We start from the raw sequence: 12,357 nt of genomic DNA, 5'->3' as shown, positions 1-12,357 counted from the left end.
TATTTTACGCTCTCCTTATCTTACCCATTACCTTTTTCAAGGGAAACATAACCATTGTATGCCACATATATAGGCTATAACTTATTTTACCTAGATATTGCATGGGGCCGAGTCGTAGAATACTAGATAATAGACCGTATTCAACAATGATAGTTATGAATAAAAGTAGACTTAATACTAGAATGATAGCAGTAGGGATTATTTGCATATAATACGATAGATAAAGGAGTCCTAAGGTAATGATTCCTCCTAAATAAAATACTTTTCTGGGTTTAAACCATCGCTTGATGGTAGACTCGCATAGAAAAACTAAAATACCTACTGTAAAGAAAAGCGCAGCTGGACGGAAATAGAAGATGGCAATACAAACAAGGGCCATTATTGACACAAAAGTATACCTGAAATAGGTATGGAGGGTTAATTTATTGGACTTTTTCCATACAAAAAAGAGGGTTCCTGCAATTAGGTAGAAAGCAGCTTCATAACTTAACGACCAGGCCACGATTTGTGCGATAGGGAGATTGAACATACCTGGAAGTAATAATAGATTGGAAATAAAGTGCACGACGTATGAAGTAACATCAATGTTATTCATCCACTTATAACCGATAATTGGACCCATGATGAAGACACTGATATGAATGGTTAGGAAGACCGGATATATTCGTAATGTACGATCTTTTAAGAATTGCCCCATCGTCCTTTTGGTGGTTAAACTCTTTAGAATTAAGTAACCACTAATAACAAAAAATAAATTCACGGATATCGGTCCCGCATAATTTATGGCGTATAAAATGTTGTCGCTAGCAAAACCCTTAATATACCCTTCCAAAACAGAAGAGCCGTAGATATGAAAGATAACAACAGAAAGAGCTAGAAAGCCCCTTAAGCCTACTAATGTGTTATTGATTTTCTGCATCTCTGTCTATTTCTCCTAATGACCAGCAAGGATCAATTATATGATTCATTAACACTAATAATAGCAATGTATAGGATTCGGTTAAAGTATATTTTATCTCGATTGATGTTTAATGTGAGCCCGGTCATATCTTCTGGAAACTTGGCATGTTACATTTAGCGTTATTTGGTTCGTATACCAGAAAGAGGTGCATCCTTGAAGCTTCCAATTTTACAGATCGGGCAGATGAAAGCAGCAGTCCCAATTATGCAGGGAGGTATGGGTGTCGGTATATCATTAAGCGGCCTTGCCTCTGCCGTAGCTGGCGCGGGTGGTATTGGTACCATTTCGGGCACAGGAATATCTATTGACGAATTAAGAGCGCAGATCCGGAGAACTAGAGAATTGTCGAAGGGGATAGGATATTTCGGCGTAAACGTACTGTTTTCCATGAAGGATTTTGCAGAAAAGATGAAGGTTGCCTTGGAGGAAAAGGTAGACTTCATTATATCAGGTGCGGGTATTTCAAGAGACATGTATGCCTGGGGCAAAGAACATGCAACCCCGGTGATTTCTATTGTTTCCACTGCAAAGTTGGCTAAGCTCTCTGAACGATTGGGAGCCTCGGCAGTTGTTGTCGAAGGTCATGAAGCTGGAGGCCATTTGGGTACGGACAGAAAATTGTTTGAGATCTTACCTGAAGTAATAGAGGCTGTGAATATTCCGGTTATTGCAGCGGGTGGAATTTTGACGGGGGAAGATGTCGCTAAAGCGATCAAGATGGGGGCCTCTGGAGTTCAAATGGGAACTCGTTTCGTTGCTAGTGACGAATGTGATGCTCCTTTGGCTTTCAAGCAAAAATATGTTGATGCCGGGGAGTCGGATACGATTCTGGTTAAAACAACCGTCGGATTACATGGAAGAGCGATCAAGAATAAACTTACAGAGATTATAATCAACGAAGAAACCAAGATTAGAATAGAGAAATGCCAAGACTGTCTCAAGTCATGTTCATACCGGTTTTGTACAATGGATCACTTGCTTAAATCACTCAAAGGTGATGTTCAGAACGGTTTGGTGTTTGCGGGTGCAAGAGTACATGAGATCAAAGAAATATTGTCAGTATCACAAATCATCGACAACATCATGAGTGAATATCGGTTAGCGATGAACTAAATTAACACGAGCGAGAAGAGGGCGCCTACATAGGTGCCCTTTTTGTTTGGGACAATAACCCAGTTACCGTCACCTACCTCTACAATGAGAAATAGAATTCTATCTCTCCGCGAAGGATATTGAATCCGAAGGTGGAATCATGTTTCTGCAAAATAGCTCTTACAATCGATAGACCAAGGCCCGTTCCGCTAAGCTGTTTATTTCGGGAACTCTCCAACACGTAAAATGGCTCCCAGATGTTATCCCACTGCCCCTGCGGTTGCCCCTCATGCTCCTCGATTCCATTGGCTATCGTAAAGAACAAGTTATCATCCTTGTTAGCAAGGGTAATATGGATACGTCCATCCGTTGTATATTTCACCGCATTAGTTATCAAATTATTCAGGACCATCTCGATCTTCTGTTCATCTGCCACAACTCGTGAATCTTTAAGCAAGCTATCATCCACAGAGATCTCAATGTTCTGCTGCTGAGTAGAAATGCGATACTTCTCTAATGTCCTTTCGAACAACAGTTTGAAATCCCAAGCGCTCATCGTATATTGATCCGTCTGCAATCTAGAAAGATCGAGAAGCTTGCTCACTAACCTCGAAATATCATCGGTTTGCTGCTCAATAACATCAATATAAGTACCATCATCCATTCCATCCTTTATACCTGCAGAGTAGGCCTTGATTAAGGACAGGGGGGTCTTCAACTCATGCGATATATCTGCGATAAAATTGCGCAAGTTTTCATTTTTAACTGCTAATTCTTGATGTGCATACTCTAACTTATCACTCATTAGATTAATGCTCTGCGCTAAAATCTCGATTTCATCGCCCGTTTGCACTTGGACCTTGGTGAAAGATAACTTCGAAATTTCCTCTGCTGCTGTCTGGATTTGAGCTAGTGGCTTTACGATGCGTCTTGTAAACAGCCCAGACAACAAGATCAATAACAACAACTCTCCAACATAAATATATATATATTAAATTGATTGACGATCCTCAGCGTCTCCGTTGAATGTGAGATCGACTCACCAATGACAAAGATCTGATTATCCTTCTTCAAAAAAGAAACAAGAAAGCTCGATTTCAACTTTTCCTGGTTATAGATCTTTCGAACAATCTTATTCTCGTTGAGCTTTTCGATACTTTCATCCGTGATCCAGAACTTGCTCAGTGTAATCCCTTTTCTACCCAAGCTATCTTTGATTAGCTCATTTAGGTTATCTACATTATCCGTTAGAGTCGTATAAACAATGGTTACACTATGCTCATTCTCAAGGACCTCCACATCTTGTAGCAACTGCTTCGTATCCATCATCTCGATCTGTTCTGTTAGAGCAGACAGTGATTGTTTTTTCTGATACAAAAGATATTTAGGTAAGAAAAAAGTGTTCATGACAAAAGAAAAAATAACGACCACAGAAAATACAAGTAAAATCCGCGCAATTAACTTTTTATTTAATTTATTCATGGGTTTCTTCCAAACTGTAGCCCATACCCCGATGTGTTTTTATCACATGATCACCGATCTTAGCCCTAAGTCTGCGGATATGCGTATCGACCGTTCTTTCTTCGCCAAAATAGTCGAATCCCCAAACTTGGTCTAACAAAGCTTTTCTCGAGAGAATGACCCCTTTATTTTCAATAAAATAACGCATTAAATGAAACTCTTTATTCGTTGCCTGTAGGTCCTTATTATTTCTGAAAATCTTTTGCCCGGCCATATCTATTTTTAGATCCTCGATATAAATTAGGCTTTCCATTTGCAGTAGTTTTTTGGTTCTTACAATCAATACCCGAGGATCAAACGGTTTGCTCATATATTCATCCGCACCTGATTGTAATGCGATTAATTCATCATCAGCCTCACCTTTTGCCGTTAACAACAGCACTTTGGTCTTGCTCTGTTTCTTGATCTCCGTGCAGACCTCTATCCCATTCACTTTAGGCATCATCCAGTCGAGAACCGCTAAATCGATTTTATGATGGTAGAAAATATGCAGAGCTTCTTCACCGTCATATGCTTGATAGGTCGTGAAGCCTTCTTTTTCAAAATAAGCATTTAGAATCTTGAGCATATAGGGCTCATCATCTGCGATTAATATATTCATACAGGCTCCTTTTAATGGATATGGGCCTTATTAGGGTTGCCATCTATCGTCGTTCTTATCTCATGACCACTAGCCCTTCGGATCAAATCCATGACCTTATCCGTACCCTCGCCATGCTCATGTTCCTTCATTCTATCAATGTACTTCGTCCGGTTCTTATATAATTGCTTGATCGCTTTAAGGAAGCTTTGCGATGTCATCTGTTCTTCAAGTAATACATCGGCGAAACCTTGCTGTTGAAAATTTTGAGCATTCACCTGTTGCCCCGAACGGTTTCCACCCTGGATATGAGGAATTAACAACATCGGTTTTTGCAGTGATAGAAGCTCCATAATGGAACCCGATCCAGCACGGGACACGACGATATCTGCCATGGCTAGTAGATCCGGTAACTCTTTCGTGACAAACTCATAAGACTTATAACCAGGCATCGACAGAGTATGATCTAGCTTACCTTTCCCACAGATATGAACAACCTGAAAGTTTTCTACCAGCTCAGAAAGTACACTTTTCACCATTTGGTTAATGCGATGTGCTCCTTGACTGCCTCCCATAATAAGCAGAACAGGTTTGTCCGAAGTGAAACCGCAGGAGATGAATCCGCGTAGCATGCTGCCTAATTTGAGTTCTTCTTTTAGGATTGGGCCTACATATACAGTCTTGGGCGAATTATATCTCTGGGCTGTCTCCCGAAAAGTAGTGCACATAATCTGCGCAAAAGGCCGTGAGATCCTATTAGCAAGTCCCAAATTGAGGTCAGGTTCATGAATAATAATCGGCACTTTATTGAGTTTCGCCCCAAGCACAACCGGTACCGACACGAATCCTCCTTTTGAGAAAATCACATCGGGCTTCAGTTTCCGAATCAGTCGGTAAGATTGAAATATGCCTCGTACGACTTTGAACACGTCGGTCACATTCTCCCAGGAGAGATATCTTCTCAATTTCCCCGTAGAAATAGGGTGGTAAGTTACTTCTTTGTACTCGGCCGTTAGCTTACGCTCAATCCCATCTTCTGATCCAATATAATGGATGTCCCAATTCTCTTCACTACACCTTGGGATCAATACTAGATTACCTGACACATGGCCAGCAGAACCTCCACCGGTAAAAACGATTGTTGTACTCATGCCAGGAACCCTCCTTGCTGTAGCATTGTTCTTATTTCTGATTTGCTCTGCAAAGACTGATCTGACTGGTAACTTTGAAAATCTACAGGCATGCTAGTGGCATAAGCTTCTTGTAATCCTTCAATAGGAAAAGGGGGCAGGATCACATAATATTGATCATCCATGTTAAATGAAGTGTTGCTTTCAAATTCTGAAATCAGCGATTCACTCAAGCTTTCGCCAGGGCGAGCGCCTGCTTCGTTAATTTTAATGTTTGTCGTCGATAACTCCTGGATCAATACTTCAGCAAGATCTTTGATGTTACATGCAGGCATTTTCGTAACATATACCTCGCCACCACGACTTTCCTCCGTCGCTTTAAGTAAGAGTGTAATAGCATCTTCTATAGTTAAGAAAAATCGGGTCATTCCCGCATCCGTAAGGTTAATGTCCAATCCTTGCTCAATTCGTTGTTTGAAAATAGGAACCACACTGCCCGCGGATCCGAGGACATTGCCACTTCGCACGCATACAAATTTGGTGTTACCTTCCCGGAGGTTGGCATGTACAATCAGCTTCTCTCCAATGGCTTTGGTCATTCCGTAAGTGCTAGATGGGTGTGATGCTTTATCGGTCGATACATAGATTACTTTATCAACTTCGTTTTTGATCGCTGCTTGAATGACATAACCAGTCCCGATTACATTCGTCTTCATCGCACTGTCTGGTTGTTGCTCACAGATTGGCACATGTTTTAAGGCCGCTAAGTGGTATACATAATCCACGTTCTGACAAGCCTGCATAATCTCATCCTGATCGCGAATATCTCCAATAATAAAAGTTAATTTAGGGTGATGATCAAACTCTTGCTTCATTTCTACCTGTAAGGCCTCATTCCGGGAAAAAATCCGGATTTCCTTGGGCTCTCTTTCTAGCAACCTCGCAACGAGTTCCCGTCCCCAAGATCCTGTTCCTCCGGTAATTAAAATCGTCTTGTTGTTCAATGTTTAATTCCCTCCCTTGAGGACAATTTTAGGGCGCGTATGTTACACCAGTATGGCAAATGGGATAGGGGATGGATATTTGTCCAAGACGACAAAAAAAAAGACACTGCAACAAAATGGTTGCGGTGTCTATGGGATAGCAGATGGGAGAGAAGGGACAGCATTCCTGTCCCAGTAGCTTATTTTTCCTGATCTTTATAAAACCATAGAGGATCATCACAGTCGACATCTCCGTTATAGTTAATGAGGATCTCTTCCCCAGCCTTTATATCGGTATAGGCATAAAAGTCAAACGTGTGATTATCAAAGTTAATGTCGTAAGTTGCGTTAGGTGTATAGGAGTGGTTAAACAAACTGCCGTATCCTAGGACGAGAGCCGCATGGTTAACGCCATATTGAAACACATAATCTGAGAATATGGTCTTATCTATAAACTCATTGTCCTCATCTGGATAAGGAATGACGGGTGCTTCATGTATAAGCTCACCCTTTGCTATATCACGTTTTGCAAATACACCTCTATTGAACTCTCCATCGCTAAGTTTGGAAATTTTAACCTCTATCATGTTAGTCACCTTCGAGTTCTTAAGTTTATGGAGCTTTCGTGAGCTCTTGAGAACGTAATTTTAACCCACTGGTAGCAAAACAGCAATGAAATGTTGAAGATAGAGGAAATTGAGCTATTTACTCGAAAATAAGTAGTACAGCATTTGCCGGATAAAGTTATTATTCGTACAATTCATTTTTTTATTAGTAAAGGGCTGAATGAGGAGGGGGAGAGCGGATGGAAAAGGGAAGACAGGTTCGTTTATTTGACCGGCAGGCCAGGCAATATGAGAATAGAAGAGAAGGTAAAACGCAGCAGCAATGGAGGAAGAAGCTATTAAAACAAGCAGATGGAGAAATCCTGGAGCTTTCCGTAGGGGCAGGAGCTAACTTTCCATTTTATCGACCTCATGTGAAAATTACCGCGGTAGATTTTAGTCCTGAGATGCTGAGCAAAGCAAAGAGAGCCGCAAGTCATCATTCTTTAAACGTCGATTTTATTCTGTCCGACATCGAAGAGCTGGAGTTCCAGGATCATTCATTTGATACCATCGTCTCTACCTTATCCTTTTGCAGTTATGAGAATCCATTACGGGTGCTCCACAAAATCAGTCGATGGTGCAAGCCGGAGGGGAATATTTTATTGATGGAACACGGGATAAGCTCAAACTTTGTAGCTTCGACTGTCCAAAAAGTACTGGATCCCCTTTTGTTTAGAACAATTGGATGTCACCATACTAGGGACATGTTAGGGCTGATCTCACAAACAGAGCTATCAGTCCAGCGAGTGGAAAGTTACTGGTTGAACACGGCCCATCTTATTTGGGCGAAGCCTGGCAAGGGCAAGTAATAAGGTTCTTTAATTATCAATCGAGGGATATGTCACAATGTTATGTCGACCTGAAAATAGTAAAAGCCTGCCGTGGTGGCAGGCTTTTACTTAGTTATATAGTAGAAGATATATTCCAAATTTAGAGTCCTAGTTTGTTGTGACTTTTAATGACCTTGTGGCTTGACTGTTTTTTTACGTTCAGCCATGTATGCTGCAGCCCCAATAATCAGACCGAGTCCAACAAGCAGAGCGCCAACCCATGGAAGTGAGGTTATCGCTAGGTGGGTTATGACCCAACCCCCAATAAAAGCTCCTGCTGCGTTTCCTAGATTACCTGCGGAATGGCTAGCCGTAGAGGCAAGTGCTGGCGCCGATTGTGCTAGACTCATAATCCGAACTTGTAGCCCTGGCATCACCGCAAAGGAAGCAATGCCCCAGAGGAAGATGGTCACTACGGCAGTTATGGGATTATATATTGTAAAGGTGAAGATGGTAAGAATAATACATATCGCAAAATAAAGTCCAAGTAGGGAAGGCATTAGCTTCCAATCGGCAAGTTTCCCACCTACGATATTGCCAATGGTCACGCCACAGCCAAATAGGACCAGTATCCAGGTTACACTATGCTCGGCAAACCCAGTGACTTGCTCTAGTAGTGGAGTGATATAAGTAAACACGGTGAACAAGCTGGCATTACCTAAAGCTCCAATAAGTAAAAATAAAAGTAGCTTGGGTTGGGCCAAAGCCGTGATCTGTTCTGCTAAACTGACTGGCTTCTCTTGTTTAAGTTGCGGAATAAAAATAAGGATTCCGATCAGCGCAATAACTCCCATGATTGCAATCGCACCAAAGGAAGCACGCCACCCCATATGTTGTCCGATAAATGTACCTGGAACACCGATAATATTGGCAATAGTTAAGCCTGCCATCATAATGGACACTGCACCGGCACGCTTATTTGGCTGTACAAGATTGGAGGCAATGACCGCTCCCACACCAAAGAAAGTCCCGTGCGTTAACGCTGTAATCATACGGGCTATCATTAGAATGGTATAATTCGGAGCCAGTACAGAAATTCCGTTACCAATAATGAATAAAATCATAAGCAGACACAAAAGCTTTTTTTGAGGAATTCGTTGTGTGAGGATCGTCAGTATGGGAGCACCAATGGCTACCCCAAGAGCATACATAGTAATCAGTTGCCCTGCGGTTGAGATACTCACATCTAAATCAGAAGCCACATTGGGAAGTAACCCCATAATGACAAACTCAGTCATGCCAATTGCAAATGCACCTACCGTAAGGGAAAGTATGGAGATGGGGAACGGTTCTTTGCGCGCCTGTTTCTTGTCGATACTTTGAGTAAGATCCATGCTGTAAATGCCAACCTTTCTTATGTCTGAAATATAATGAAGTGAAATTATAACCTCGTTATGTAGAAGTCCCGATAAATAAGACCTGATTAACATTATTTAGTTTTATGAAAATATTTTCAAGAGTTATTTTCATATATGACGGAGGATGTTACTTCGATAATGGTGTTACATTAAGATTTGTGATAGTGTATTTACAGCGATATAGAAAGAGGAAGTGAATTAGAATGATCAACATAACCATTCCAACACCGGATGTTACCATTTACAAACAGATTGCTCCTGAACTGAGCAATATTTATGGGTTTACTGATTTCCACCTGATTCCTAGAGATAAAGCGGGAATATTTATGTTTTACAACGACAAAGACGAGTTGTTGTTCGTTGGCAAGGCAAGAAAGTTAAGACCTAGAATTAAAAAGCATTTTGAAGACACGGTATCCGTGATCAAAATGAATAGAAACGAAGTTACTAAGATAGAAGTTTGTTTGATCGAGGACCCTGTTCATAGAGAAATCTATGAAACTTATATCATCAATGAACTCAAGGCCAAATACAATGTGGACAAGGTGTTCTTCGCTTAGTAGCTTGAAGCGCTAAATAAAGATACCAGCAACTATATTGAAATAAGAGGGCACCTACACAGGTGTCCTTTTTTACGTTGACTATCGGTATAATATGGTAAATAATAAGCATGTGGTAACGTTTGCACAGATCTAAGGAGGGCTGTTGAGATGCAATATAGGAGTAATAAGAAGTTGTTGCTTAGTGGATTGATCTTAGTGGTTACTGTCATCATCGTTATTGGAATAATTGCGATTATTCAGGGGAAACAGGATACGAACAGTATCCCAGAAGTAACAAATACCGCCATAGTCGGAACAGCACCCGCGTCTGATGTCAACGCATTGACAATTGCACGAGTAGATCAGGATCATCTTGAGTTGAAGGCTGGACCTCATATCATTATGATCGATGTAATTCAAGCTGATGCGGTAAGTGTACAAGTGAATCCGAACGGAGTTGCCGATCCTGATACGGAAGTGATCGCAAATCGACAGTTCACACCCGTTGGAGCAACAATCGACACCAGTAGTAATTCTATTATCATTTCAACGGAACAAATGGAAGTAAAGATCGATACAGTGAAACGAAGTCTTACCTTTTATGATGCAAAGAAAAAGCTTTTGCTTGAACATCCCGACTTGTTAGAATCCATAGTAGATGAAGTCGAATTTACCCATGATCAGAATGATCGTTTATATGGAATTGGTGGTTATAACGCATCCGAGGGTTCGGCGGATGGGATATTGTTAGGAGATACAATGATTGTCCGAGGCGGACAGCAAGGTCATCCCGGAGCACCGCTAGTATGGAGCAGCGCAGGATATGGTCTGTTAGTAGATACTATAGATGCTAGGTACAATAATGATGAGGGTATTATCTCGTTCAGGAATACTTCAAGGAAAGGTGTGCACTATTACGTCCTCATAGGTACTCCTGCGGCAATGATGAGTACGGTAGCAGATATTAGCGGAACACCTCCATTATTTCCGAAATGGGCAATGGGTTTTATGAACAGTGAGTGGGGGATTGATGAGCAAGAGCTTCTACAGGAAGTGTCCACCTACCGTAAGAAACAGATTCCCATCGATAGCTTCACACTCGACTTTGATTGGAAGGCTTGGAGTGAAGATCAATATGGTGAGTTTCGCTGGAATGAAGTGAAGTTTCCAAGTGGATCATCGGGAGAACTTAAACAAACCATGGATGACCTGGGAATTAAGTTGACCGGTATTTTTAAACCACGCCTACATGTAAATACAGAGCAAGGCAAATATGCATCCGAACATGACTTCTGGTGGCCCGGCAAAAAGAATTATTTAGACTATTTCTCGCATCAGGCAGTAAACGATCTCAATTTTGATAAAGAAGAGGTTCGTAAGTGGTATTTTGAGCATACGAAGCAAGCCTTTGATACAGGAATCATCGGTTATTGGAATGACGAAGCGGATGAAGGTTATACGACAATGCAGTTCATCAATATGCAGAAGGCACTCTACGAGGGACAAAGGGAATATTCCGACAAAAGAGTCTGGTCGATTAATCGGAATTATTATCTTGGCGCACAGAAATATGCCTATGGGTTATGGTCGGGTGATATCACTTCGGGTTTTGACACGATGGCGAATCAACGGGAGCGTATGTTAACCTCGATTAACGTGGGTCAATTCAAATGGGGAATGGATACAGGTGGTTTCCAAAGTAATCCGGAACCTGACAACTATGCACGTTGGATGCAGTTTAGTGCTTTTACTCCTATATTCAGGGTTCATGGCCAACAGGATATGCAGCGTCAACCCTGGTACTTCGGAGATACGGCGGAAGCGGCGGCGAAGGCGGCCATCGAGTTAAGGTATCAACTTATTCCTTATATTTATTCTTATGAACGGATGACTTATGAAACAGGAATTGGACTAGTAAGACCGTTAGTGTTCGATTATCCGCAAGACCCGCAGGTTGAGAATGATGTCGATTCCTGGATGTTTGGAGATTGGCTGTTGGTCTCTCCGGTGGTGAGTCAGGATGAAGCTGTAAAGTCGATCTACTTACCTCAAGGGCAGTGGATTAATTATATGGACGGCACGGAGTATCAAGGCGGGCAAACAATCACTCACCAGGTTGATCTGACAAATTGGTCCGATATCCCGCTGTTCATTAAGCGTGGGGCAATCATTCCGACCCAGCCCGTAATGAATTACATTGGTGAGAAGAAGGTTGATATTCTAACCGTAGATGTATTTCCGGATACATCTGAGACATCATTTATCTATTACGATGATGACGGCGATACCTATAGTTATGAAACAGGTCAATACTTCAGACAGCAACTCTCAACGCAGGCGAAAGCAGGTGAGCTTGTCTTCACAACCGCAAATAAAGTGGGGACGTTCACTCCAGACCTGGGATATTATCTGGTTAAGTTTCATGGTCTTGCTGGAGGGAGCATGACTTCAGGCGGGTCCGCATTATCTGAAGTTAAAGATGTGGCAGCTCTTACGAACCAAGCCGGTGAAGGTTGGGCACACGGAACAGATCAGTATGGTGATGTAACGTACGTGAAGATTGAGGCAGGATTCTCGAAGAACATAAGTGTAAAATAAGCAAAAATAGCAGACAAAAGCCTAGCTCAAAAGCGTCCCTTTGTCTGTTTTTTTTATTTGTTATGAACCTTTAAGTCGGAGAGGATAAGAATATGATTAGGGAATTGGAATCAACTTTTAGGTGTTGGGAATTTGTCGAAAAATCAAACTTTTA

General features: G+C 41.6%; 12 protein-coding genes. 4 read left to right on the top strand and 8 right to left on the bottom strand.

Annotation, left to right across the window (positions count from 1 at the left end):
- Positions 1-4 precede the first annotated feature (4 nt).
- Positions 5-919 (bottom strand): acyltransferase family protein, encoded by a 915-nt coding sequence (locus NST85_RS27785; protein ID WP_341190942.1) that lies wholly within the window; start codon positions 917-919, stop codon positions 5-7.
- Between the two features lie 225 nt (positions 920-1,144).
- On the opposite strand from NST85_RS27785, the gene NST85_RS27780 reads away from it, so the two are divergent.
- Complete coding sequence (locus tag NST85_RS27780) at positions 1,145-2,074, top strand: NAD(P)H-dependent flavin oxidoreductase (RefSeq protein WP_211350070.1); 930 nt, start codon at positions 1,145-1,147, stop codon at positions 2,072-2,074.
- A gap of 79 nt (positions 2,075-2,153) precedes the next feature.
- Here NST85_RS27780 and NST85_RS27775 read toward each other — a convergent pair whose 3' ends face one another.
- The 6 genes from NST85_RS27775 to NST85_RS27750 all read right to left on the bottom strand — a co-directional run bounded on the left by NST85_RS27775 (position 2,154) and on the right by NST85_RS27750 (position 6,854).
- Entirely contained in the window at positions 2,154-3,011 is an 858-nt protein-coding gene (locus NST85_RS27775; protein WP_246054018.1) for a sensor histidine kinase, read from the bottom strand.
- A complete protein-coding gene (locus tag NST85_RS27770; RefSeq protein WP_246054019.1) occupies positions 3,008-3,535 on the bottom strand; it encodes a hypothetical protein in 528 nt (175 codons plus the stop codon). The genes NST85_RS27775 and NST85_RS27770 overlap by 4 nt, the downstream gene beginning before the upstream one ends.
- Positions 3,528-4,175 (bottom strand): response regulator transcription factor, encoded by a 648-nt coding sequence (locus tag NST85_RS27765; RefSeq protein WP_127191660.1) that lies wholly within the window; start codon positions 4,173-4,175, stop codon positions 3,528-3,530. Before NST85_RS27765 ends, NST85_RS27770 begins: the two co-directional genes overlap by 8 nt.
- A gap of 11 nt (positions 4,176-4,186) precedes the next feature.
- Positions 4,187-5,305 (bottom strand): undecaprenyldiphospho-muramoylpentapeptide beta-N-acetylglucosaminyltransferase, encoded by a 1,119-nt coding sequence (locus NST85_RS27760; protein ID WP_127191661.1) that lies wholly within the window; start codon positions 5,303-5,305, stop codon positions 4,187-4,189.
- Positions 5,302-6,288, bottom strand: coding sequence for an SDR family NAD(P)-dependent oxidoreductase (locus NST85_RS27755; RefSeq protein WP_127191662.1), 987 nt, complete (start codon positions 6,286-6,288; stop codon positions 5,302-5,304). Before NST85_RS27755 ends, NST85_RS27760 begins: the two co-directional genes overlap by 4 nt.
- 179 nt (positions 6,289-6,467) lie before the next feature.
- A complete protein-coding gene (locus tag NST85_RS27750; protein WP_127191663.1) occupies positions 6,468-6,854 on the bottom strand; it encodes an SET domain-containing protein in 387 nt (128 codons plus the stop codon).
- A gap of 218 nt (positions 6,855-7,072) precedes the next feature.
- Here NST85_RS27750 and NST85_RS27745 point away from each other — a divergent pair, with 218 nt between their 5' ends.
- Positions 7,073-7,684, top strand: coding sequence for a class I SAM-dependent methyltransferase (locus tag NST85_RS27745; RefSeq protein WP_127191664.1), 612 nt, complete (start codon positions 7,073-7,075; stop codon positions 7,682-7,684).
- A 146-nt stretch (positions 7,685-7,830) separates the two neighbouring features.
- Here NST85_RS27745 and NST85_RS27740 read toward each other — a convergent pair whose 3' ends face one another.
- Complete coding sequence (locus NST85_RS27740) at positions 7,831-9,039, bottom strand: MFS transporter (RefSeq protein WP_127191665.1); 1,209 nt, start codon at positions 9,037-9,039, stop codon at positions 7,831-7,833.
- A gap of 227 nt (positions 9,040-9,266) precedes the next feature.
- Here NST85_RS27740 and NST85_RS27735 point away from each other — a divergent pair, with 227 nt between their 5' ends.
- Entirely contained in the window at positions 9,267-9,623 is a 357-nt protein-coding gene (locus tag NST85_RS27735; protein WP_127191666.1) for a nucleotide excision repair endonuclease, read from the top strand.
- A 150-nt stretch (positions 9,624-9,773) separates the two neighbouring features.
- Complete coding sequence (locus NST85_RS27730) at positions 9,774-12,203, top strand: glycoside hydrolase family 31 protein (protein ID WP_341190941.1); 2,430 nt, start codon at positions 9,774-9,776, stop codon at positions 12,201-12,203.
- Positions 12,204-12,357: the final 154 nt, after the last annotated feature.

The sequence above is a fragment of the Paenibacillus sp. FSL K6-2524 genome (genome assembly GCF_038005525.1).
Classification (GTDB): Bacteria; Bacillota; Bacilli; order Paenibacillales; family Paenibacillaceae; genus Fontibacillus; species Fontibacillus anaericanus.
The sequence above is the reverse complement of the archived record's forward strand: the minus strand, read 5'-3'. Positions and strand labels throughout refer to the sequence as shown.

What these genes read in the sequence shown, in the direction of transcription:
- NST85_RS27760 (WP_127191661.1), bottom strand. Translation starts at nt 5,305, where the DNA reads ATGAGTACAACAATCGTTTTTACCGGTGGAGGTTCTGCTGGCCATGTG.
- NST85_RS27765 (WP_127191660.1), bottom strand. Translation starts at nt 4,175, where the DNA reads ATGAATATATTAATCGCAGATGATGAGCCCTATATGCTCAAGATTCTA.
- NST85_RS27780 (WP_211350070.1), top strand. Translation starts at nt 1,145, where the DNA reads ATGAAAGCAGCAGTCCCAATTATGCAGGGAGGTATGGGTGTCGGTATA.
- NST85_RS27770 (WP_246054019.1), bottom strand. Translation starts at nt 3,535, where the DNA reads ATGAATAAATTAAATAAAAAGTTAATTGCGCGGATTTTACTTGTATTT.
- NST85_RS27730 (WP_341190941.1), top strand. Translation starts at nt 9,774, where the DNA reads ATGCAATATAGGAGTAATAAGAAGTTGTTGCTTAGTGGATTGATCTTA.
- NST85_RS27735 (WP_127191666.1), top strand. Translation starts at nt 9,267, where the DNA reads ATGATCAACATAACCATTCCAACACCGGATGTTACCATTTACAAACAG.
- NST85_RS27750 (WP_127191663.1), bottom strand. Translation starts at nt 6,854, where the DNA reads ATGATAGAGGTTAAAATTTCCAAACTTAGCGATGGAGAGTTCAATAGA.
- NST85_RS27745 (WP_127191664.1), top strand. Translation starts at nt 7,073, where the DNA reads ATGGAAAAGGGAAGACAGGTTCGTTTATTTGACCGGCAGGCCAGGCAA.
- NST85_RS27740 (WP_127191665.1), bottom strand. Translation starts at nt 9,039, where the DNA reads ATGGATCTTACTCAAAGTATCGACAAGAAACAGGCGCGCAAAGAACCG.
- NST85_RS27785 (WP_341190942.1), bottom strand. Translation starts at nt 919, where the DNA reads ATGCAGAAAATCAATAACACATTAGTAGGCTTAAGGGGCTTTCTAGCT.